The 21198-nt window shown below is 72.0% G+C and carries 21 protein-coding genes; 7 read left to right on the top strand and 14 right to left on the bottom strand.

Annotation, left to right across the window (positions count from 1 at the left end):
• Positions 1 to 35 precede the first annotated feature (35 nt).
• The 4 genes from allB to Aut01nite_RS08250 are packed head-to-tail and all read left to right on the top strand — an operon-like array spanning position 36 to position 4588.
• On the top strand, positions 36 to 1346 hold the full coding sequence (allB, locus tag Aut01nite_RS08265) for an allantoinase AllB (protein WP_043526006.1): 1311 nt from the start codon (positions 36 to 38) through the stop codon (positions 1344 to 1346).
• Positions 1346 to 2317: an allantoicase gene (alc, locus tag Aut01nite_RS08260; protein ID WP_043526005.1), complete on the top strand. Its 972-nt coding sequence runs from the start codon at positions 1346 to 1348 to the stop codon at positions 2315 to 2317. The genes allB and alc overlap by 1 nt, the downstream gene beginning before the upstream one ends.
• Positions 2314 to 3444 (top strand): phosphotransferase family protein, encoded by a 1131-nt coding sequence (locus Aut01nite_RS08255; protein WP_043526003.1) that lies wholly within the window; start codon positions 2314 to 2316, stop codon positions 3442 to 3444. Before alc ends, Aut01nite_RS08255 begins: the two co-directional genes overlap by 4 nt.
• A gap of 49 nt (positions 3445 to 3493) precedes the next feature.
• On the top strand, positions 3494 to 4588 hold the full coding sequence (locus tag Aut01nite_RS08250) for a protein-L-isoaspartate O-methyltransferase family protein (protein WP_043526111.1): 1095 nt from the start codon (positions 3494 to 3496) through the stop codon (positions 4586 to 4588).
• A 51-nt stretch (positions 4589 to 4639) separates the two neighbouring features.
• Here Aut01nite_RS08250 and Aut01nite_RS08245 read toward each other — a convergent pair whose 3' ends face one another.
• From Aut01nite_RS08245 to Aut01nite_RS08235, 3 genes are all read right to left on the bottom strand, one after another.
• Entirely contained in the window at positions 4640 to 5281 is a 642-nt protein-coding gene (locus Aut01nite_RS08245) for a response regulator transcription factor (protein WP_043526001.1), read from the bottom strand.
• A gap of 79 nt (positions 5282 to 5360) precedes the next feature.
• Positions 5361 to 6641, bottom strand: coding sequence for a sensor histidine kinase (locus Aut01nite_RS08240; RefSeq protein ID WP_043526000.1), 1281 nt, complete (start codon positions 6639 to 6641; stop codon positions 5361 to 5363).
• A gap of 92 nt (positions 6642 to 6733) precedes the next feature.
• Complete coding sequence (locus tag Aut01nite_RS08235; protein WP_043525998.1) at positions 6734 to 8317, bottom strand: phospholipase D family protein; 1584 nt, start codon at positions 8315 to 8317, stop codon at positions 6734 to 6736.
• A 98-nt stretch (positions 8318 to 8415) separates the two neighbouring features.
• Here Aut01nite_RS08235 and Aut01nite_RS44235 point away from each other — a divergent pair, with 98 nt between their 5' ends.
• Positions 8416 to 8541 (top strand): hypothetical protein, encoded by a 126-nt coding sequence (locus Aut01nite_RS44235; protein ID WP_268871712.1) that lies wholly within the window; start codon positions 8416 to 8418, stop codon positions 8539 to 8541.
• A 109-nt stretch (positions 8542 to 8650) separates the two neighbouring features.
• Here Aut01nite_RS44235 and Aut01nite_RS08230 read toward each other — a convergent pair whose 3' ends face one another.
• The 5 genes from Aut01nite_RS08230 to Aut01nite_RS08210 form a co-directional block, all read right to left on the bottom strand.
• Entirely contained in the window at positions 8651 to 9955 is a 1305-nt protein-coding gene (locus Aut01nite_RS08230) for a hypothetical protein (protein ID WP_204037473.1), read from the bottom strand.
• Positions 9952 to 10452, bottom strand: coding sequence for a hypothetical protein (locus Aut01nite_RS08225; protein WP_201775530.1), 501 nt, complete (start codon positions 10450 to 10452; stop codon positions 9952 to 9954). The genes Aut01nite_RS08230 and Aut01nite_RS08225 overlap by 4 nt, the downstream gene beginning before the upstream one ends.
• Positions 10453 to 10540: 88 nt before the next feature.
• Positions 10541 to 11737, bottom strand: a complete 1197-nt coding sequence (locus tag Aut01nite_RS08220; protein WP_043525995.1) for an aminopeptidase — start codon at positions 11735 to 11737, stop codon at positions 10541 to 10543.
• Between the two features lie 14 nt (positions 11738 to 11751).
• Complete coding sequence (locus Aut01nite_RS08215; RefSeq protein WP_043526109.1) at positions 11752 to 12702, bottom strand: pirin family protein; 951 nt, start codon at positions 12700 to 12702, stop codon at positions 11752 to 11754.
• Positions 12703 to 12707: 5 nt separating this feature from the next.
• Positions 12708 to 13148: a MarR family winged helix-turn-helix transcriptional regulator gene (locus Aut01nite_RS08210; protein ID WP_043525994.1), complete on the bottom strand. Its 441-nt coding sequence runs from the start codon at positions 13146 to 13148 to the stop codon at positions 12708 to 12710.
• A gap of 71 nt (positions 13149 to 13219) precedes the next feature.
• Between Aut01nite_RS08210 and Aut01nite_RS08205 the strand changes: the two genes are divergently transcribed.
• A complete protein-coding gene (locus tag Aut01nite_RS08205; RefSeq protein ID WP_043525992.1) occupies positions 13220 to 13687 on the top strand; it encodes a GNAT family N-acetyltransferase in 468 nt (155 codons plus the stop codon).
• Between the two features lie 149 nt (positions 13688 to 13836).
• Here Aut01nite_RS08205 and Aut01nite_RS44230 read toward each other — a convergent pair whose 3' ends face one another.
• The 6 genes from Aut01nite_RS44230 to Aut01nite_RS08175 form a co-directional block, all read right to left on the bottom strand.
• The gene (locus Aut01nite_RS44230) at positions 13837 to 14493 is read right to left on the bottom strand and encodes a Clp protease N-terminal domain-containing protein (RefSeq protein ID WP_043525991.1); all 657 of its coding nucleotides are present in this window, start codon (positions 14491 to 14493) and stop codon (positions 13837 to 13839) included.
• 1 nt (position 14494) lies between these two features.
• Complete coding sequence (locus Aut01nite_RS08195) at positions 14495 to 14731, bottom strand: hypothetical protein (RefSeq protein ID WP_043525989.1); 237 nt, start codon at positions 14729 to 14731, stop codon at positions 14495 to 14497.
• Between the two features lie 105 nt (positions 14732 to 14836).
• Entirely contained in the window at positions 14837 to 15040 is a 204-nt protein-coding gene (locus Aut01nite_RS08190; protein WP_043525988.1) for a DUF3072 domain-containing protein, read from the bottom strand.
• A gap of 984 nt (positions 15041 to 16024) precedes the next feature.
• Complete coding sequence (locus tag Aut01nite_RS08185; RefSeq protein ID WP_236642748.1) at positions 16025 to 16741, bottom strand: VOC family protein; 717 nt, start codon at positions 16739 to 16741, stop codon at positions 16025 to 16027.
• Positions 16742 to 16885: 144 nt separating this feature from the next.
• Positions 16886 to 18124, bottom strand: coding sequence for a cation:proton antiporter (locus Aut01nite_RS08180; RefSeq protein WP_236642747.1), 1239 nt, complete (start codon positions 18122 to 18124; stop codon positions 16886 to 16888).
• A 17-nt stretch (positions 18125 to 18141) separates the two neighbouring features.
• The gene (locus tag Aut01nite_RS08175) at positions 18142 to 20247 is read right to left on the bottom strand and encodes an ATP-binding SpoIIE family protein phosphatase (RefSeq protein ID WP_236642746.1); all 2106 of its coding nucleotides are present in this window, start codon (positions 20245 to 20247) and stop codon (positions 18142 to 18144) included.
• A gap of 533 nt (positions 20248 to 20780) precedes the next feature.
• Between Aut01nite_RS08175 and Aut01nite_RS08170 the strand changes: the two genes are divergently transcribed.
• A complete protein-coding gene (locus Aut01nite_RS08170; protein ID WP_043525981.1) occupies positions 20781 to 21089 on the top strand; it encodes a hypothetical protein in 309 nt (102 codons plus the stop codon).
• Positions 21090 to 21198: the final 109 nt, after the last annotated feature.

Raw genomic sequence — 21198 nt, 5'->3', positions numbered from 1 at the left:
CCCGCTGTGAAACATATCGCCGATAGGGTCGGATCATGGTTGATCTTGTAGTGCGGTCCCGCCGGGTGGTGACGCCGGAGGGCGAGCGCCCGGCGGCGGTCCTGGTCGAGGACGGGAAGATCGCGGCGGTGCTGCCCTACGGCGCCGAGGCGGCCGCGGCCGAGGACGCCGATCTCGGGGACATGGCGTTGCTGCCGGGGCTGGTGGACACCCATGTGCACGTCAACGAGCCGGGCCGCACCGAGTGGGAGGGCTTCGCCACGGCGACCAGGGCGGCCGCGGCCGGCGGTGTCACCACGATCATCGACATGCCGCTGAACAGCCTGCCGCCGACCGTGGACACCGGGGCGCTGAAGATCAAAAAGGCGGCCGCGGCCGGGCAGTGCCACGTCGACGTCGGTTTCTGGGGCGGGGCGATCCCCGGCAACGCCGGCGACCTGCCGGGGCTGCACGAGGCCGGGGTCTTCGGCTTCAAGGCGTTCCTGGCCGACTCCGGGGTGCCCGAGTTCCCGCCGGTCGACGCCGGTCAGCTGGCCGGGGCGATGAACGCGGCGGACGCCCTGTTCGTGATCCACGCCGAGGACCCGGATCATCTCGCGGAGGCGGCGAGCTCCGCGGCGTACGCCGATTTCCTCGCCTCCCGGCCACCGGACGCCGAGCACGCCGCGGTCGCCACCGCGATCGCCGTGGCCCGTGCCGCCGGCCGCCGCGTGCACATCCTGCATCTCTCCGCGGCCTCCGCGCTGCCGCTGATCGCGGCAGCCAGAGCCGACGGGGTACGGGTGACGGCCGAGACCTGCCCGCACTACCTGACCCTGGACGCGGCCGACATCCCGGACGGCGCGACCGAGTTCAAATGCTGCCCGCCGATCAGGGACACCGCGAACGCCGACCGGCTCTGGGAGGCGCTCGCCGACGGCCTGATCACCTGCGTGGTCAGTGACCACTCGCCGTGCACGCCCGACCTGAAACGCCGGGACACCGGCGACTTCGCGGCGGCCTGGGGCGGCATCGCGTCGGTTCAGCTCGGTCTTCCGGTGATCTGGACCGCGGCGGCGCAGCGCGGGCATACCCTCGCGGACGTGGTGAAGTGGATGGCGCGCCGGCCCGCCGATCTGGTGGGATTGCGGAGCAAGGGCCGGATCGCGGTGGGAGCCGATGCCGATCTGGTGGCTTTCGAACCGGACGAGGAGTTCGTCGTCGACGCGCATGCCCTGCACCACCGGAACCCGGTCACCCCGTACGCCGGAAAGAGGTTGCGCGGCGTGGTGCGCCGGACCTGGCTGCGCGGGCGGACCGTGACCGGCGACGAAGCCGGCGGCATCTTTCTGGCAAGGGGGAACTGATGGAGTTCAGCGCGCTGCCCGATCTGGCGTCGCGGGCGTTCGGCGGCGGTGTCGTGTACTGCAACGACGAGTTCTTCGCCGCCGCGGATCACCTGGTCCTGCCGGATCCGCCCGGGCACGCGCCGAAGACGTTCGACCACAAGGGGCAGGTCTACGACGGCTGGGAGACCCGCCGCCGCCGGACGCCCGGCCACGACTTCGCGGTGATCCGGCTAGGGGCGCCCGGCGTCATCCACGGCGTCGACATCGACACGGCGTTCTTCACCGGCAACTACCCGCCGTTCGCGTCGGTGGAGGCGGTGGAGCTGCCCGGCTATCCCGGCCCGGACGAGCTGGCCGACGCCGAGTGGGTGGAGATCCTGCCGAGATCCGAGCTCAAGGGCGACGGCCGCAACCTTTACCCGGTGGAGACCCGCCGCCGTTTCACCCACGTGCGGCTCAACATCCTTCCCGACGGCGGCGTCGCCCGGCTGCGGGTGCACGGCGAGGTGGTGCCCGACCCGGACCTGCTGCCGAAGGTGTTCGACGTGGCCGCCGCCGAGTACGGCGCCACCGTCGTGGACTGCAGCAACATGTTCTACGGCAACCCGGCACGGATGCTGATGCCCGGTCTGGCCCGCAACATGGGCGACGGATGGGAGACGTCCCGGCGCCGTGACGACGGCAACGACTGGGTGCTGGTCCGGCTCGCCGCCCCGGCCGTGCTGAAGTTCGCCGACCTGGACACCAGCCACTTCAAGGGCAACGCTCCGGGCTGGGCGACCCTCACCGGCTTCGACGACCAGGGCGCGTCCTTCGAGCTGCTGCCGCGGACGGCGCTGCGGCCGGACACCCCGCACCGGTTCCGTCTCGACGACGGGCCCGAGGTCACGCAGGTCCGGCTGGACGTCTTCCCGGACGGCGGCATGGCCCGGCTGCGCCTGCTCGGCAGGGCCGACCGGGCCTACCTGCGGGCCAGGCTGGGCCGGTGAGCCGGACCGTCTCGCTGATCCTCGCCGACCCGGCGGGGGAGGTGCTCGGCACGCTGCCGCCGTTCACCGTCGCGACGCCGTGGTGGCAGGAGGTCGCCGACGTGGTGGCCGCAGCCGGGACCGACGTCACCGTGCTGCGGCTGCTGCACGGTGACCGGCCCGCCCCGCCCGGCGGGCACGTCACGTACCTGGCGATGACCACGCGACGGCCGGACGGGCTGGGACCGGCCGACGTCGATCTCGCCGATCACCCGTTGCGGGCGGCGTACGCGAGACCGGAGGGCGTGACGGCGTCGCTGTCCTGGGCGGCCGGCGCCCTGGACCGGATCGGGCTGACCGGGACCGTCGCCCGGCAGCAGCGCACCTGGAACCTGTCGGGGATCTGGCGGTTCGACGGCCCCGACGGCGAGCCGGTGGCCTGGCTCAAGCAGGTGCCGCCGTTCTTCCGGCACGAGCCGGGCGTGCTGCGGGCGGTCGACGAGGTGTCGCCGGGGCTGGTGCCCTACGTGCTGGCGGCCGGCGACGAGGGCCGGATGCTGCTCGCGCACGTGCCCGGCCAGGACCGTTACGACGGTGGGCCGGAACTCTGCACCGAGATCGTGCAGGCGCTGCACCCGGTGCAGCGGCACTTCGCCGATCAGGTGGGCGTCCTCCGCTCGCTGGGGGTTCCGGGCGACGGGCTGGACCGGCTGCCCGAGATCGCGAGGCCGTTCCTGGCCGGGATCGACGGCCTGCCGGAACTCCTCGACGACCTGCCGCGCCGCCTCGCCGAGGTGGCCGCCTGCGGGCTGCCGGACACCCTCGTGCACGGCGACCTGCACACCGGCAACGTCCGTACCGGCGACGGCGGCCCCACCATCGTGGACTGGGGCGACGCGCTGATCGGGAACCCGGCCTACGACATCCTGCGGCTCACCGACGACCCCGCGGTCGTGCGGGTGTGGGCGGGACTCTGGCCGGGCTGCGACGCGCTGCGGGCGGCTGAGCTGCTGCGGCCGGTGGCACGGTTGCGGTCCGCGGTGGCCTACGCCGGCTTCCTGGCGAACATCGAGCCCTCCGAACGGCCGTACCACGAGCGGGACGTCCCGGACCGGTTGCGTGCCGCGGTCCACGCCGCCCGGCGATGACATCGACGGATCTCACCGTACGAGCGTGGTGTTCCGTACCGTGTCGACTATGGAAGAAGCCCGCCGGCGCTACCTCGACCTGATCCGGACCGACGGCGCCCCGTTGTCGCCGGCGCTGGCCGAGGCCTTCGCCACGGTGCCCCGTGAGGTGTTCGTGGCCGACGGCTTCCACCGCCGCGACGGCCGCCGGGTCCTGCCCGCCGACCCGGAGTACCTGCCCACCGTCTACAGCGACGACGTGCTCGTCACCAAGATGAACGGCGGCGTCCCGGTCAGCTCGTCCAGCCAGCCGTCGCTGATGGCCACCATGATCGAGGCGCTCGAGGTGCGGCCCGGCATGCGCGTCCTGGAGATCGGCGCGGGCACCGGTTACAACGCCGCGCTTCTCGCCTCGCTCGGCGCGGTGGTGACCACGGTGGACGTTCAGCCCGACATCGCGGCCCGCGCACGGTCCGCCCTGGCCAGGGCGGGCATTGCGGGGGTACGGGTGGAAGCCGCCGACGGATACACCGGAGGTCCGGCCGAACGTTACGACCGGATCATCGTGACCGTCGGTGTCGCCGGGGTCTCCCCGCACTGGCTGGACCGGCTCGAACCGGACGGCCGCGCCGTCGTCCCCGTCGAGCACGCCGGTGTGCACCCGGTCCTCGACGTGCGCCCGGCGCCGCTCGCCGCCCGGGTCGTCTGTTCCGCCGGTTTCATGAGCGCGGCCGGCCCGCTGACCGCCCGGCATCCCCGCAGCCATCCGGAGCCCGCCGTCGCTCTCGCCGACCTCACCGAGACGTCGCCGGCCCGCTGGCGGCCGCCGCTGAACGCCCAGGCCTACCGCGATCTGTGGTACGCCGCCGGCGTCTGGCACCACCGGGTCAGTCACGCCTCGATCACCGGCCGTGACCTGAGTTACCTGGCCGTCCTCGACGAGTCCGGCACGTCCGGCGCGGTCGTCCTGGCCGACGGCGCGATCCTCGCCTCCGGCCCGTCCGCCGACCGTTACACCGCGGTCGGCACGGCCCTCTCCGACCGCTGGTGGTCGCTGGGCCGCCCGCCGATGACCGCCTGGCAGGTCACCCTGTCCCTGACCGGCGACCCCACCACCCCCATCTGGGCTCCGTCCGCCTGGAGACTCGACGATGCCGCGTGGTGACGTGCGGCTCGACGCGGGGCGCGGGTCACCACGGACACCGACGCGGGGCGGTCAGCGGGCGCGGAGGTAGGTGAGGACGGCGAGGACGCGGCGGTTGGTGTCGTCGGTCGGCGGCAGGCCCAGTTTGGCCAGGATGTTGCCGACGTGCTTGCTGACGGCCGGCTCACTGATGAACAGGGCCGCCGCGATGGCCGAGTTGGAACGGCCCTCGGCGATCAGGGCGAGCACCTCCCGCTCCCGGCCGGAGAGACCAGCGAGCGGATCCTGCGGCCGGCTGATCAGCCGGCGGACCACGTCCGGGTCGACGACCGTGCCACCGCCGACCACGCCGCGCAGCGCCGCCACGAACTCGACGATGTCGGCGACCCGGTCCTTGAGCAGGTAACCGACACCGTCGCCGGTGCCGATCAGGTCGGCGGCGTACTCCTGCTGCACGTACTGGCTGAGCACCACGACGGGCAGCCCGGGATGGTCCTGGCGCAGGCGTACCGCGGCCCGCAGTCCCTCGTCCTGGAAGGACGGCGGCATCTTGATGTCGGTGATCACCAGGTCCGGCTGGTGCTCCTTCACCGCGGTGATCAGCTCGGCCGCGTCCCCGACCGCGGCCACCACCTCGAACCCGAACCGGACCAGCACCCCGACCAGCCCCTCGCGCAGCAGCACCCCGTCCTCGGCGATCACGACCCGGGTCATGGGGCGACCCCCGTCCCCGCGCACCGCGGGCGCGCGGCGCTCCCGGCGCGCGTCCGCGTGGTGGGCGCCGGTGGTGTGGTCACAGCTCCACCCGCAGCAGGGTGGGGCCGCCGGCCGGGCTGGCCAGGAACAGCCGGCCGCCGGCCGCCGCGACCCGGTCCGCCAGCCCGGTCAGGCCGGTGCCCCGGGCCGGGTCGGCGCCGCCACGGCCGTCGTCCTGGATCTCCAGCACGATGCCGTCGCCGGAGCGGGTCAGCCGGATCGACGCCGAGGTGGCGACGGCGTGCTTGGCCACGTTCGTCAGGGCCTCCGCGGCCACGAAGTACGCGGTCGTCTCGATCCGCTCGGGCAGCCGATCGAGGACGTCGGCCGCGGACACCGACACCGGAACCGGTGAGTTCGCCGCCAGATCCCAGAGCGCGGCCGGCAGACCCAGATCGGTCAGGGTCTGCGGGCGGATGCCGTGCACCAGGTCACGCAGCACCACCATCAGCTCCTTGGCCTGGGCGTGCGCCTGCACCAGCGGTCCAGCGGCCGGCGAGTCCTCCGGGACGTCCAGCCGGGCCATCCCGAGTTGCAGGGTGAGGCTGGTCAGCCGGTGCTGGGCGCCGTCGTGCAGGTCACGCTCGATCCGGCGGCGCTCGGCGTCGAACGCGTCGGCCAGCCGGGCCCGGGACTGCGCCACCTCGATGAGCCGGTCGCGCAGCCCGTCACTGCCGCCGAGCAGCCGCCGGGCCAGCGCGTCGTGCGCCGCGGCGACCAGGCCCAGCAGGTAGAGGAAGGCCGGGATCAGGACGATGCCGAGCAGGCAGAGCGGGATCGAGCCGGCCCCGCCGTCGATCACGACGTCGCCCAGGGTCCACTCGGAGAGGCCGGGACTCAGCAGCAGCATCAGCTCGAGCAGGAGCAACAGGGTGCCCGCGAGGTACAGCGGCGGCGCCAGCACGGCCAGCAGCAGCGTGTAGAGAACGGCCCGCCAGGTGGACTCCTCCCGGTACCGCGCGGCCAGCCAGGCGACCGGGTTGACGGCCGAGGGGTGCCGGGGAACGGCGAGCGGGCGCGGGTCGATCCACCGGAGCCGCTGCCGCTCCAGGGCGGCGAGCGGCAGCGCCACCAGTGGCGCGCCGAAGACCAGCAGGATCGCCCCGAGCGCCATCAGCACGACGACGGGCAGGCGCGGTGGCTGCCCGTCGCCGATGCTCTGGGCGGCCACCACCCAGGGGATGACGAGCACCCAGAAGCAGAAGGCGATCGGCGCGGCGATCACGGCCGTGGCGGTCAGGAACAGGGCCGACCGGTAGGGCCAGGACGACATCAGGTAGCGGCGGTCTCGCAGATGGTTTCCAACGTGGTCGGTCACCGGCTCACCGTAACCAGCGGACCGGGTCCCGCCCCAGCCGTTCAGCTACCGCTTCACAGGTATACCCAGCCATACCTCGCCGCGCGCCGCGGTCACCAGGTGCCGGCCCGGCGCTCCCGCCACGGGCGGCCGTCCGGGTCGTAGACCAGGCGATATGCGGGAATCGCCCACAACCGCTGATGCCACGGGAGCCGCTCGGTCTGGTGCGGGATCAGGCGGCCCGGCGGACGCGGCCCGGTACGCCCACCGTCGACCCACTCCTTCAGCCGGTCGGCCGCCGAGGTCATCGCCTCGACCGCGGACGCCGGGTCGAGCAGATCCTCGTCGTCGCCGTCGGCCCGGTCCAGATGCTCGCGCATCAGGGCCAGGCGCAGGTCCCGAGCGAACCGGCGGGCGCCGTCACCGAGCCCCGCCGGGTCGGCCGGCTCCCGCTCGTCCCGGGCCTCGTCGAGGACCGCGCAGGACAGCTCGCTGTCGTGGGTCCACGAGCGACGGTTGAAGTTGTCGCTGCCCACGCTGCACCAGACGTCGTCGGCCACACAGACCTTGGCGTGTACGTAGATCGGCGTGCCGGCGTGGTTCTCCAGGTCGAAGACGTGCACCCGGTCGCCCGCCGCCTGCCGGCACAGCTCCACGGCCTGCTCGCGCCCGACCAGGTTGGGCGGCAGCGCGAACCCGCCGTCCACGTCCGGGCAGCGGGGGACGACGGCGATCAGATGCAGTTCCGGGTTGTCGTGCATCGTGTCGGCGAACAGCTGGGCGACCTCCTTCGACCACAGGTACTGGTCCTCCAGGTAGATCAGCCGGCGGGCCCGCTTGATCGCCTTGGTGTAGCCGCGGGCCACACTGCGTTCGCCGAGCTTCGCGAACCCGTACGCCGGGCGCATCGCCGGATAGGTTCGCAGCACCTGCACGGTCTGCGTGCCGCACTCCGGCGGGTCCGGCGGCTGCGGCGGGAGCCGGTCGGCCCGCATGTCCTCGTGCCGCAGCATGTCGGTGACCGTGGACACCGGCCCGTACTGGTCCAGCGGGGCCGGGTCGTTCCACCGCTCCCGGAACGACAGGTCGAGCGCGCCGACGACCGGGCCGCGCAGGGCCAGCTGGATGTCGTGCCAGGGCGGGTTCGGCCCGTACGCCGGCGACATCCGCACCGCCTGCGGGTCACCGTGGTGGTCGGCGTCGTCGCGGCGGCTGTGGCACAGATCGATGCCGCCGGCGAAGGCGATGTCCCGCTCCGGATGACGCGGATGCCGCAGCACGACCAGCTTCTGATGGTGCGAACCGCCGCGGCGGACCCGCTGGTCCAGCAGCACCTCACCGCCGGCCGCCTCGATGTCGTCGCTGAGGGTGCGGTTCTCCTCCTCGCTGTAGGCGAGCTTGTCCATATGGGACCGCCAGAGCAGACCTTTCACCACGACACCGCGCTTGGCCGCGGCGGCGAACAACTCGGCGACGGTCGGCCCGCCGTCACTGGTCCGCTCGTCGGGGTCACCTCGCCAGTCGGTGAAGAACAGGTGGTCGCCAGGCTCCAGCGCCTCGACCTCGGTCACCAACCGATCGAAGTAATTTTGCCCGTGGATAAGTGGTTCGACCGTGTTTCCGGTGTTCCATGTGGGTATGGAGGTGTCCGGGTTGCCGCGTTCGGCACTGGTGAGAAGCCATTCCTGCGGCGGCACTGCAGCCCCTTCGAGGTCGACGACGCCCTCACCGTAAGCCTCCTGACCGTCGCCCGCATCCGGAGCGGTCATCCTCGACCCCGCGGAGGAATGGACAGATGAGCAGTGAGCCCCTGACCGCCACGCCGGTCACCGAAAACGCCGACACCGCTGAGAAGGGCCTGCTCATCGCGGTCCTGCTGCTCGTTCTCCTAGGCACCGCCGCGATGCTGATGATGTCCTGACCGACCCGGCCGGTGGCGCCGGAGACCCGCCGCGGAACGCGTGACGAACCGCACGGCATGCCGCCCGTTCAGCCGAACGGGCGGCATGCCGGTCACGCGGTCACACCCATCACTGATCTCGCCGTGGACCGATCTCATCGATCCATCTCTGGAACTCGGACGGAACGCGCCGTTCCGGATACTCGGCGAGCACCGGCCCCGGAACGGCCGGCGCCTCCGAAGCCACCGGCGCGAAGGGCAAACCGTCGGCCAGGGTTGGTGGAGGGCTGAGAGATACGCCGTCGGCCAAGGTTTGCGGAGTGCTGAGTGGCATGCCGTCGGCCAGGGTCGGCGGAGGGGGCAGGGGTACGCCGTCGGCCAGGGTCGGCGGAGGGATCAGGGGTACGCCGTCGGCCAGGGCCGGTGTGACGGCGAGGGGAGTGCCCGGGCTGAGGGCCGCACCGATCGCCGCGAAGATCGGATCGATGAATCGCGGGGCCTCGGTGCGGAGGGGGAGCTCGAACGGCCGGCCGATCTCGGCCAGACCGTCCGCCGGGACGGCCGGTGGGATCGCGGGCTTCTCGGGCGCCGGCGGTGGCGCGGGAACCTCCGGGATCGTCCGTTCCCGCGCGACGGGGGCGAGTGGCTCGGGCTTCTCCGGAACCGGCGGTACCGGAATGTCACGGTTCGCCCGTTCCTGCGCCGGTGGAGCGAGCTGCTCAGGATCCCTCGCCCGAACCGGCGAAACCCCGGAGCCACTGCCCGAAGTGCCGCCACCGCCCGAAGTGCCGCCACCGCCCGAAGCAGCGCCCTCGCCGGAAGCGGAGCCCCCGCCGGAGGGGCCACCGGATGAGCCGCCGTGCGAAGGACCGCCCGCCGGAGCCGGTCTCGAGGGCGGACGGGACGCGGGCCCCGTACCCCCGCCAGGTTTTCTCGTCCCTCCGGGAAGACAGGACCGGATCACGGTACGCGTCTCCTCGTCCAGCCGGTTCGCCTTCACCTCCAGGTCGTTCAACTGCGCGTCATAGTCCTTGATCCACCCGGAGACCCGGGCCGCCAGCATCGGGTCCGGAATGCTCGGCCCGCTGTACCGGGTGGTCCCGCTCTGCAGGTCGACCGTGATGTTCCGGCCCGCGCACTCGTCGACGATCGCGCCCAGCATCCCCTGCAGCCGCACCACCGTGTCGGCGTGGGTCCGCAGCGCCCCGCTGATCTTCCGGCACGGCTCGTAGGCGGCGTTCATCTCGTTGCGCAACTCCACCGCGCGTTTCGCGGCGTCCGTCCCGCTCGGCCACACCGTCGGCAGCGGCCGGGACTCGGCGGTGAACTCGTCCAGCCGCGCATCCACCGCCGCCGCGATGTTCCCCCAGGACTCCGCGGCGCTGGTGAACGCGTCGGCGTTGGTCTCCCGCAGCATCCGAAGCGTGATCGTCACGACTCCACCGCCGGTGACGGTGAGGGCTCCGGCGACGGAGACGGTGACGGTTGCGGCGAGGGGGAAGGCGAGGGAGACGGTTGCGGTTGCGGCGAGGGGGAAGGCGAGGGAGACGGTTGCGGTTGCGGGGAGGGCGAGGGAGAAGGCGACGGAGACGGTTGCGGCGAAGGAGACGGCGACAGTACGGGCCTCGACCCGGCCGACGGGACCTGATTGTGGTGGGCCGCCGCCAGATCCGCCGCCCGGAAGTCGTCCGCCGTGGCGACCAGGTCGTCACCGAAGGCCCGCACCCGCTGGGACACCCCGTTCAGGTGAGCCGACCAGCCCGCCGCCGCCTCGGCGAGCGCCGCCGCGGCGCCCCAGCCGGTGGCCGGCCCGGCCACCGTGAGGCGGCCGAGTTCCCGCTCGACCGAATCGTCGACGCAGGTCACCGGTGTGGCGATGTCGGTGCCGGTCTTGCGTAACCCATCGATGTCGACGTGCAGTTGCGGTGGCAACGTCCGACCTCCCCCGTGCGTTGATCGCTGCCCGGAGAGACTAGTCCGGTCTGGCATCCCCGCGGGGGGCCACCACGCCGGATCGGATCTAGAGCACCCAGGCGTCGTCACGGATGATGTCGACGGTGCCCTTCGGGCCGGTGCCGGTCACCGTGATGCCCTCGCCGCCGATCACCACGTCGGTGTGCACGGCCGACTGGTTGAGACCGATCGCCTCGCGTTCGGCGGGGCTCATCTCCAGCCCGCCGGCCGCCGCGAACGGGAAGCTCCCGCCCCACGCGACGTGACAGGCCGCGTTCTCGTCGAAGAGGGTGTTGTGGAAGACGATCCCGGCCTTGGCGATCCGGCTCTCGGCGTCCACCAGGGACACCTCGCCCAGGTAGCGGGCACCGGGGTCGGTCTCCAACTGCGCCTCGACGATGTCGGCGCCGGACTCGGCGGAGACGGCGACGATCCGCCCGCCGGAGAACTCCAGCCGCAGCCCGAGGACCAGCCGGCCGTTGAGCACCAGCGGTTTCGTCACCTGGATCACGCCCTCGGCGGTCCGCCGGTCGGGGCTGGTGAAGACCTCCTCGGTGGGGATGTTCGGCAGGTACGCCACACCGGCGGCGTCGACCATGCCGCCGCCGATCCAGCGGCAGCCGGGGATCAGGCCGACGGTGAGGTCGGTGCCACCGCTCGTGTATCGCACCGAGGTCAGCTCCAGCGCGTCGAGCGCGGCGCCGCGCTCCGCGAGGGTCGCCGAACGCCGTCGCCACTCGCCCACCGGATCGGCGGAGTCGAGGCGCATCGCCGTGCCGACCGCCTCCCACAGGCGCTCGGTGTCCGGCTCGCCGAACACCTGCCGGGCCCAGCCGGGGTTGGGCGCGCCCACCGCGGTCCAGCGCAACCGGCCCAGCACGGCCTCGCGCATCAGCCGGCTCTCCTCGGCCGGGAAGGCCGCCGCTTTCGCCGGGTCGGCGCCGTCGAGCACGTGCGGGTCGGGGTCGCCGAGCAGGCTGATCGAGGCGATGCCCTGATCGGACCACTCCCGGATGCGTTGCAGGGCCCAGCCCCGGCTGGCGGTCAGGGTCTCCAGGGAGGCGTGGTCGACGGCGGAGCGGCGGATCCGCCCGTCCGACCACAGTGGTTCGACCCAGGCGGCGCCGGCCGCGTAGGCCGCCTCGACCACCGCGCGGGCGATCTCCAGGTGGGCGGTGTCGGTGCGCAGGATGACGCCCTGGCCGGGCTGGACGTTGATGCCAGCCCGGACCACGACGTCGGCGAACTGCCGGATCCGGTCCATACCGGCCAGCGTAATCAATCCGTGTGCGGCACGCGGGTCGCCGGGATGACCCCGAGCCGGCCCTTCTGGTAGTCCTCGAAGGCCTGCTTCAGCTCGTCGCGGGTGTTCATGACGAACGGCCCGTAGTGCGCGATCGGCTCCCGGATCGGCTGCCCGCCCATGATGAAGAGATCGAGCTCGGTCCTCGCCTCGACCCGGATCGCCTCGCCGGGCCCGTGGGTGGCGAGCTGGCCCAGCGTGATCGGGCGCATCCCGGTGCCGACCCAGCCGTCGCCGGACAGTGCGTAGACGAGCGCGTTGTAATCGGTCTGCCAGGGCAGGTCGAGCCGCGCGCCGGGCTGCATGGTGACGTGCGCCAGGTTGATCGGAGTGAACGTCGACCCGGGCCCGCTGTGCCCGGCGACGGTGCCCGCGATCACCCGGATCAGCGCGCCACCGTCCGCAGTGGTCAGCAGCGCCGCCGCCTTGCCCCGGATGTCCTGGTATTTCGGGTCGATCATCTTGGCGGCCCGCGGCAGGTTGACCCAGAGCTGCAGCCCGTGGAACAGGCCACCGCTCATCACCAGGTGCTCCGGCGGGGCCTCGAGGTGCAGGATGCCCGACCCGGCCGTCATCCACTGGGTGTCGCTGTTGCTGATCGAGCCGCCGCCACCCAGCGAGTCCTGGTGATCCATGATCCCGTCGATCATGTAGGTGACGGTCTCGAACCCGCGGTGCGGGTGCCATGGCGTGCCCTTGGGCTCGCCGGGTCCATAGTCGACCGAGCCCATCTGGTCCAGGTGGATGAACGGGTCGAGCTCGGTCGTCGGCACCCCGGCGAAGGCCCGGCGCACCGGGAACCCCTCACCCTCGTACCCCTGGGGTGCGGTGGTCAGCCGTTTCACGTCCCGGAACTCGGTCATGACCGGGTCCAGCCGCGGCAGCCGGGGGAGAACGAGGACGTCGTCGACGGTGATGGCGGGCATGGCGATCACACCTTCCTGATCTTGGCGAAGACGCGGCCGATGACAGCCAGTTCCTCGTCGTCGAGATGATCGATGAAACTCCGGCGAACGGTCTCCAGATGGGCGGGGGCCGCGTCCCTCAGCGCGGTGAGTCCCTCCGGGGTGAGCACGGCCTCCTGCCCGCGCCCGTCGTCGGAACAGCTCTCCTTGCGCACCAGACCTCGCTTGATCATGGAGGAGATCTGGTAGGTGACCCGGCTCGGTGACAGCACCAGTCGGCTGGCCAGCTCGCCCATCCGGATCCGGTGCTCCGGCGCCTCGGCGAGCGCGACCAGGACGTGATAGTCGTTCATGCTCAGGCCGGTGGCGGCGCGCAACTCGTCCTCGAGGCGGGTGTGCAGGGCCCACGAGCTCTCGATGAAGGTGCGCCAGTGCGCCAGTTGCGTCCGGGTCAGCGGTTCGGCCATGCCCGGAACCATACTCTTTCAAATCTGAAACTTCAAATCTGAAAGAGAAGGGCCCCGATTAAGGTACGGATGTGAAGATCCGCCGAGCCACCCCCGCCGACGCCGCCGAGCTCGTCCGCCTCCGCGCGGTCATGCTGCGCACCATGGGCAACAATCCGGACTGGAACGACGATTGGCGCGAACCGGCCCGTGAGTCCCTGGTCCGCCGGCTCGGTGCCGCCGAGCCCACCCTCGGCGCGTTCGTCGTCGACCGTCCCGGCGGCAGTGGGCTCGCCGCCTGCGCGGTCGGCCTCGTCGAGGAGCGCCTCGGCAACCCGTTCAACCCGGGCGGCCGGGTCGGTTACGTCTTCAACGTCGTCACCGACGAGGACATGCGCCGCCGCGGATGCTCCCGTGCCTGCATGGAGGCGCTGCTGGAGTGGTTCCGTGACCAGGGCGTCCGTGCCGCCGATCTCCGGGCTTCGCCCGACGGCGAGCCCCTCTACGCTTCGCTCGGATTCGTCCGCACGCCCGACCCCGCGATGCGACTGCGCCTCTAGACCCTTTCCGCGGTACGCCCGTAGCGGCCTGCCGTGACACCCGAAGCCCTCCGGCTGGTTCTCCGTGCTGTCTCACGGCCGTTGAGACAGCACTCAGCACCAGCCGGAGGCTTCCTGGCGCGGGGCTCCCGCTCGGCCCCGAAACCGGGTCAGGCCGCGGGTGCCCGGAGGGAGCGGGTCAAGTCGTCGCGGAGCGCGTCGAAGTCGACGCCACGTTCGGCGAGGATGAGGGCGGCCAGGCCCTGCCCCTCGCGCAGGATGCCCAGGAGGATGTGCTCGGGCGCGATGAAGTTCTGTTTGAGCCGGATGGCCTCACGCAAGGAGAGTTCGAGCGCCTTCTTGTTCCGCGGGGAGAACGGGACGTGCCCGGACGTCGCCGACGAGAACCGCCCGAGTAAGCCCTTCTTCTTCGGCGCCGGCCGGACGAGCTGCAGAGCCCCGGTGCCGAAGTTCTCCTCGATCGCGGCGCGCACCGCCTCCAGGTCGATGCCGATCGCCTTGAGCGCCGCGGCGTCCTCCGCGTCCCGGTCGAGGATCGCTTTCGCCTCGCTCCGGTCCCCGGCGTGCCGGATGATCGCCGCCCGGACGTAGTCCCGGTCGACGCCGGCCTCCCGCAGCACCCGCGCGGCGCCGTTGCCGACGCGGTAGCCGCCGCCGGCGCCCGCTCCGTCGCCGCCGGTCATGTCGACGGTGGTCAGCGCGAGGAGGGTGTGCTCGGTGCCGATCGGCCGGTGGCCGAGCTCGCGGGCCTGCGCCTGGGCGTCGATCACGACAGCGCGGGCGGCCTTGGTGAATCGCTCGAACATCTCAGTCCTCCCGTGGGTCAGGCATCGGCAGCAGGCGAGCGTGCTTCTTGTGCACGCCCTGGCGGGTCACTTCGAGCGCGTCGGCGATCTCCTGCCAGGACCAGCCCTTGGCCCGGGCGTTCGCCACCTGCAGTCGCTCCAGGCCCTCCAACAGCCGTCGTAGCGCCACGACCGCTCGCAATCCGACCCGGGGGTCGGTGCTGCCCGCGGCGGCGGCGAGGTCGGTAGCTTCCGTCATGCCGTCAACCTATGTTGACACGCTCGCGCTGTCAACCCTAGTTGACGGGCCGGGCATGAAAAGGGCCGGCCCGAAGGCCGGCCCGGAATGCCGATGCCGGTGCGGTCAGGCGCCCCGGCCGGTCTTCTCCTGCAACTCGTCGATCTTGCGGGAGGCGTCGGCCTTGGTCAGCCCGTCCGGGACCTCCTCCTGCGCCTCGGAGGCCAGGGTGTGCAGGTAGGACTCCTGTGCGCCGGTCGCCGGCTGGTCCCCGGTGGTCCAGTCGTCCGGGTCCTTGATGGTGTTGCCGGCGTTCGTCTGGTCGGCCATGGCGGTGCCCTTCCGTCGAAATCTCGAACGCCTGTGCCATTACCCGCCGGCGGCCGTTCCATGCCCGGCGACGATCACGTCATTCCGCCGGGGGACCCGGTCGCGGCCGGGCGCCCGGCTTCGTGCCGGCCGTGATCGATACGGTCGTCCGAGGTCCGCGAGTGCGCCCGCAGCCGCCCGCCCCGACCGTACTGCCCATCACCCTGATCGACTGGTTGTCAGTGCTGTCTCGACGCCGTCGAGACAGTCATCCGTGCCCTTGCGACGCCCGTGCCGTGCGTGAAGTCGGCCGCTGGGCGCGGTTGGCATAACATCTTCGATCACGGCATGAGCTGCGGTGATGGCCGGCTTTCGAGTCAGCACTGACAACCAGCCGGCCGATTGCTTACCCGTCGTTGTCGATCTTGCGAGGTCGTGGTGAATCGGTTCGCCCGAAACTCACTAGATCTCGCGCGCAGGGGTTGAGGGGGCGAATCCGTCGCCGGCGGGCGGGTTTTCGTCCGCTGGGGTGGATCTGGTGAGCGCGCGGTGGCGCGGACAGCGCAATCTCCACGATTGGCAACGCGGCGGCGAATGGGTTGGCGGGGTCAGCACTGACAACCAGCCGGCCTTCCGCCCGGCACGAGGCTGCGCTGTGACGCCTCTGCCCGAATCGCGACGGGGAAGCCGGGGCCGGATGCGGCGCCGGCCCGCCCGTGCCGGGAAGGGGTTGGGTGGGGAGAGCGTGTTGGCTGCGAGGTGTGGCCCTGATCGGGCCCGTACCGGGAAGGGGCTGGGAAGCGCGTTGGCTGCGAGGTGCGGCGCTGACCGCGCTCGTACCGGGAAGGGCTGGGAGGGCATTGGCTGCGAGGTGCGGCGCTGGCCCCGCCCGTACCGGGGAAGGGGCCGAGAGAGCGTGCCGGCCGCGAGTGGGCGGCGAACGCGGAGAGGCCGACCCCGGAGGGTCGGCCTCTTCCGCGTGATGCTTGGTGTTATCTGTTTCGGTCAGTCCCAAGCGGGCAGGGTGCCCAGGGAGACGGTCAGCTCGACCGGGTGGTGCACCGGCGCCGCCACCGTGAACCGGGCGCCGAACGGGTCCCGCAGCTCGGCGACGGCGGCCATCCCGAACTCCGACGGCTCGCTGATGACCGCGCCGCCCATCAGCTCGCAGTGGTCCGCGGCCGCCTGAATGTCCTCGACCTGGAACGCCGCACGCCACCAGGCGCCGCGGTAGCCCGGAGCGAGGCCGGCGACGGCGTCGTGGGCCTGGTTGAGCCATTCGCCGGAACCGAACTGCTGGTTCAGCAGCCAGCCGAACGCGGAGCCGTAGAAACGGGCCGCGCCGTCCGGGTCGTCGGTGATCAGTTCCGGCCACGACATCGTGCCCGGTTCGCCGCCGGCCTGAGCGCCGGCGAAGTCGTGACCCTGCCACAGGCCGATGATGGCGCCGTTCGGGTCGGCGACGATCGCGCGCCGCCCCCCGTGCGCCTCGGCCGGGTGGCTCAGGCAGTGGCCGCCGGAGAGGGCGACCTGTTCGAGCGTCTCCTCGAGGTCGGGTGTGCTCAGGTGGGTGAGCCAGCCGTCCGGCCGGTCGAGCCGGCTGCGGGTGAGGCCGGCCACAGCGCGCCCTCCGAGCTTGAACCGATCACCCATCGACTCCCAGCCGAACAACTCTCCGTAGAACTGTGCCGCGCGTGCGGGGTCCGCACTCGCCAGTTCCACCCAGCAAGGTGTCAAGGGTGCATAGCCTCTGATCCGCATGAGCCGCTCCATGGTGGACATCCCCAGTTGCCTCGGTACTCTACGGCACTGATAACGCTTCGTCACCACCGACCGGTTCATTGTCCGGTTTAGAACAGAATAAAACTACTCTTTGTAAGCAGCTGAGTGATCCAGGTGACGCATGACCGGCGTTGCCGCTACTCCGTGCAGCACTACGGACACGACGACGACGAACGCCGCAGTCGCCCAGACGAGAGCCTCGCCGGGGAAATCGGCATGTGTGACTGCATACGCTAGGTAATAGAACGTGCCGATGCCACGGATACCGAACGTGGCGATCACCCAGTGTTCCGAGGTGCTTCCCGGCGCCCCGCGCAGCGCCGCGAAAGCCACCAGTGGACGGATCACGAAGATCAGCGTGAGACCGGCCAGCGCGGCCTGCCACGTCAGCGGCTCCAGCAGGCCGCCGACCACCGCGCCGCCGAGGAGCAGCAGCAACAGCACGGTCAGCAGCCGCTCCACCTGCTCGGCGAAATCGTGCAGGACCTGGTGATACTCGTGGGACCGCTCGGCCGCCCGGATGGCCCGCGCCGCCACGAACACCGCGAGGAACCCGTAACCCCCGAGAACCTCGACCATGCCGTACGCCAGGAAGGTCACCGCCAGGGCGAGGAAGCCCTCCGAGTGGTGCGCCAGCCGCAACGCGTCCCGTTTGGCCCGGAAGAACAGCCTGCCCAGCAGTTTTCCGATCACCAGGCCGCCGACGAACCCCACCGCGACCTTGTAGACCACGTCTTGGAGCACCCAGTCGCTCAGCCAGCCGGCCGGATCCAGCCCGTGCGCGGCGATCGCGATCGCCGCGTAGACGAACGGGAACGCCAGCCCGTCGTTCAGCCCCGCCTCGGAGGTGAGTGCGAACCGCACCTCGTCCTCCGAGTCCTCCTCACCGGTCGGCTCGCCCACCTGCACGTCCGAGGCGAGCACCGGATCGGTCGGTGCCATCGCCGCGCCCAGCAGCAGCGCCGACGCCGGCACCAGACCGGCCCACCACCAGCCGAGCAACGCCATCGCCGCGATCGTCACCGGCATCGCGACGATCAGCAGGCGGCCGGTCGACGCCCAGCGGCGGCGGCCGAACGGGCGGTCGATCTTGAGACCGGCGCCCATCAGCGCGACGATCACGCCGACCTCGGTGAGGTGCTCGGTCAGTTTCGGATGTGCCAGCGGGTCGGCTTCCGGCAGGCCCAGCGGCAGGCCGAAAACGATCAGGCCCAGCGCGAGGAACGCCATCGGCATCGACAGTGGCCGGCGCTCCAGCAGGCGGGGCAGGATGCCGGCCAGCAGAGCGGCGGCACCGAACAGGGCATACAGCACATCGGACACCGGTATGCCCGCGAGGATCATGCGGGCGCTTTACCCGCCAAGAGCATCTCGAACCACACGGTGGAACCGCGGACCGTCGGGTCGGTGCCCCACGAGTCGCTCAGCTCCTCGATCAGGCCCAGGCCACGGCCACGGCTGGCGAGGGTGTCGGCGTGCGCCCGGATCACACTGCCTCGGGTGCCGGTGTCGGCGACCGAGACCAGCAGGCGCTCCGCGTTCAGGTCGATCTGCACCTGGGCCGGGGTGCCGGCGTGCAGCAGCGCGTTCGTGGTGAGCTCGCTGGTGCACAGGATCGCCGAACCGATCACCGGCTCCGGCACGCTCCACTCCCGCAGCCGGGCCGTCATCCACTGCCGCACCCGGCTCGGCCCGGTCGGCTCCGCCGCCACCTGCATCGTGGCCGACCGGCTCATCGCCAGGGCGTGCTCGACCGCGAGCACCGCCACGTCGTCGTCGGTGGTGCCCGGCACCGCGGCCGTCGCCAGCGAGCACAGATTGCGCGGATCGCCGCTCGGGGACGCGCCCGCGGCGGTGACCAGCGCGTCCAGGCCGTCGTTGAGCGAGCGGCCCCGCCGCTCCACCACGCCGTCGCTGAACATCAGGATGGTGTCGCCGCGCTCCAGCCGCAGCGTGCCGGTCTGCCAGCGCCCGCCCAGCCCGAGCGGGGCGCCGGGCGGCACCTTCACCAGCTCGGCGGTGGCCGGCTCGCCACCCAGCCCGGCCCGGCGCAGCACCGGCGGCGGATGCCCCGCGCTGGCCATGGTGATCGTGCCGTCCGACGGGTCCAGCACCCCGTAGACGACGGTCACGAAGATCTCCTCGTTGCGTGACTCCGCGCCCAGCGAACCGACCAGCCGGTCCAGCCCGGCCAGCACGCTCGGCGGCGACGGGTCGGTCAGCGCCAGCGCCCGCAGCGCCGCCCGGACCTGGCCCATCACCGCGGCGGCCCGGACATCATGGCCCGCGACGTCGCCGAGGACCATCGCCAGACGGCCGTCGAGCAGGTGGAACGCGTCGTAGAAGTCACCACCGGCCGCGTTGCCGTCGACGCCCACGTCATAGCGGGCGGCGATGCGGAACGTGTCCAGCTCCGGCAGGTGCTCGGGCAGCATGCTGCGCTGCAGCAGCTGCGCGGTGCCGTGCTGAGCCTCGAAACGGCGGGCCCGCTCGGCCGCCTGGGCCACCAACTCGGCCGCGGCCCGCAGCAGCGCGCGCTCGGCGGGCAGCCAGGTGTGCGCGCGCCGGAACCCCACGGTCAGCGCGCCCCGCAGCGACGGCGTGCGCAGCGGCAGCGCGGCCAGCGCCCGCACCCGGGTCTCGTGCCGGTCGGCGGCGACCGCCCGCAGCGGCTCACCGTCGGCCACGAACGTCGCCCGCCCGGACTCGGCCGCCGCCACCGCGGGCGCCGCCGGATCGGCGGGGATCCGCCGCCAGACCGGGGGCAGGCGCTCGTCGGCCTCGTCGAGCATCTCGCCACGGATCCGGCGGACATAGCGATAGGCCAGGCCCTCGTCCACCAGCAGGACGCAATGATCAAGATCGAAAGAGGCCATCGCGTACGTCAGGACGACGCGCGTGACGTCGTCGAGCGTGAGAGCGCCGGCCAGGCGTGCGGTCAGCTCGCCGAGGCTCTGCAACCGGTGCACCACGTGCGTGGTCTCGGCGGCCACCGTCAGGACACCGGCCACCGCGCCCCGCGACGTGCGGATCACCGAGTGACCCCGGGTGTAGAAGGCGGGCTCGGTGCGGCCCGGCGCGAACTGCACCTGACTCTCCGGCTCGAGGATCGCCCGGCCGGTGCGGAACACCTGCTGGATCACGTCGCCCAGACCCGGCTGCTCCCACGCCGTGCCGAACGCCCGCGCGGCCGGCCGGCCCAGCGCCACCGGATGCAGGGCGTCCAGCGCCTCCGCATAGGCGTCGTTGTAGATCACCAGGCAGTCCTCGCCGACCGTGAGCAGCATCGGCACCGGGGAGGCGAGCACCAGCTCCACCGCGGCGCGGACCGCGGGATCCCACCCGGTGATCGGGCCCAGCGAGGTGCCCGACCAGTCGAAGGAGTGCACGAGAGCCGCGCAGCCCATGGCGGTGGGCTGCGCCGCGGCCGCCTGCACGGGTGGCATGGCGGCCGGGAGCGAAACCCTCCCCGATCCGAAACCTGCCGACCCGACCATGCGGAAAGCCTATCCCGAGTGGTCCGTTTGTACGATGCCCCACCGGCCGACCGTCCGGTTATTGACCGTTCTCCGGTATCGCGGTGCGGGACGATCCGAGAATGCTTCGCGCTCAGAATAACCGTACGTGATCCATCGGTCCGCTGGCGGTGGCGGTGCGAGAAGCGGTCGTCAACCTATGGTCGCCGCTGTAGTCGAACCACCGAGCGGCCTCGCAGAGCCCGGACGGATGGAGGAAACCGCCGGTCAGTCGACCTACGGCTGGGTTACCGGAGATGCTGCGGCAGGCGGGGGCGGGCATCCGGGACCGTACCCGCCCGCGCAGTGGTCCGGGCCGTCCCGACCGCCCACCATCACCCGCAGTCATCACATGGGCTTCCGGCACGGCAGCCGTCGACGACTCACGGATACCGGACGGCGGATCTGCGCACCATCGGTACGAGGCGCTCGAAGCCTGGTCCGAATCGGCGGAGACGATCACGATGGCGGCGGTGGAGGCGGCGGGGCCCACCGCGTACGCCCAGCGAACCGGAACCCCGAAACCGCGACACGCGGCACCGCCCGGCGCGGAACCACCTCGCGGCCCCCGGTCCCGCCGCGCACGGACCGCGATGCTGATCGCCGCCGGGATCGCGCTGTCGGCCGCCGGAGTGGCCGCGATGTGGGGCGGCGGCGAACAGCCCGCCCCCGGTGTGCGGGCGACCGCGGCGGCCGGCGCCGGGAACACCACGGCCGTGGAGGTTCCGGCCGGGACACCGCCGGCTGGACCGTGCCCGGTACCGAGAGCGTGACCGTGACCGGCGGCGACGTCGCCGTCAGCCGGTCCGGGAACAGCGTGACGTTCCACTCGTCGGGGATCCTCCCGGCGGCCGGATCGGTGTCCGTCTCCTTCGGCTCGAC

Source organism: Actinoplanes utahensis, assembly GCF_016862455.1.
GTDB classification, from domain to species: Bacteria; Actinomycetota; Actinomycetes; order Mycobacteriales; family Micromonosporaceae; genus Actinoplanes; species Actinoplanes utahensis.
Note: the sequence above shows the minus strand (reverse complement) of the source record. Positions and strands in the feature narration are given on the sequence as shown.

Bases quoted from the DNA above. Each gene is read 5' to 3' on its own strand.
- Aut01nite_RS08175 (WP_236642746.1), bottom strand. From the start codon at position 20,247: ATGCCACCCGTGCAGGCGGCCGCGGCGCAGCCCACCGCCATGGGCTGC.
- Aut01nite_RS08170 (WP_043525981.1), top strand. From the start codon at position 20,781: ATGGCGGCGGTGGAGGCGGCGGGGCCCACCGCGTACGCCCAGCGAACC.
- allB (WP_043526006.1), top strand. From the start codon at position 36: ATGGTTGATCTTGTAGTGCGGTCCCGCCGGGTGGTGACGCCGGAGGGC.
- Aut01nite_RS44235 (WP_268871712.1), top strand. From the start codon at position 8,416: ATGAGCAGTGAGCCCCTGACCGCCACGCCGGTCACCGAAAACGCCGAC.
- Aut01nite_RS08210 (WP_043525994.1), bottom strand. From the start codon at position 13,148: ATGGCCGAACCGCTGACCCGGACGCAACTGGCGCACTGGCGCACCTTC.
- Aut01nite_RS08195 (WP_043525989.1), bottom strand. From the start codon at position 14,731: ATGACGGAAGCTACCGACCTCGCCGCCGCCGCGGGCAGCACCGACCCC.
- Aut01nite_RS08250 (WP_043526111.1), top strand. From the start codon at position 3,494: ATGGAAGAAGCCCGCCGGCGCTACCTCGACCTGATCCGGACCGACGGC.
- Aut01nite_RS08220 (WP_043525995.1), bottom strand. From the start codon at position 11,737: ATGGACCGGATCCGGCAGTTCGCCGACGTCGTGGTCCGGGCTGGCATC.
- Aut01nite_RS44230 (WP_043525991.1), bottom strand. From the start codon at position 14,493: ATGTTCGAGCGATTCACCAAGGCCGCCCGCGCTGTCGTGATCGACGCC.
- alc (WP_043526005.1), top strand. From the start codon at position 1,346: ATGGAGTTCAGCGCGCTGCCCGATCTGGCGTCGCGGGCGTTCGGCGGC.
- Aut01nite_RS08190 (WP_043525988.1), bottom strand. From the start codon at position 15,040: ATGGCCGACCAGACGAACGCCGGCAACACCATCAAGGACCCGGACGAC.
- Aut01nite_RS08245 (WP_043526001.1), bottom strand. From the start codon at position 5,281: ATGACCCGGGTCGTGATCGCCGAGGACGGGGTGCTGCTGCGCGAGGGG.
- Aut01nite_RS08215 (WP_043526109.1), bottom strand. From the start codon at position 12,702: ATGCCCGCCATCACCGTCGACGACGTCCTCGTTCTCCCCCGGCTGCCG.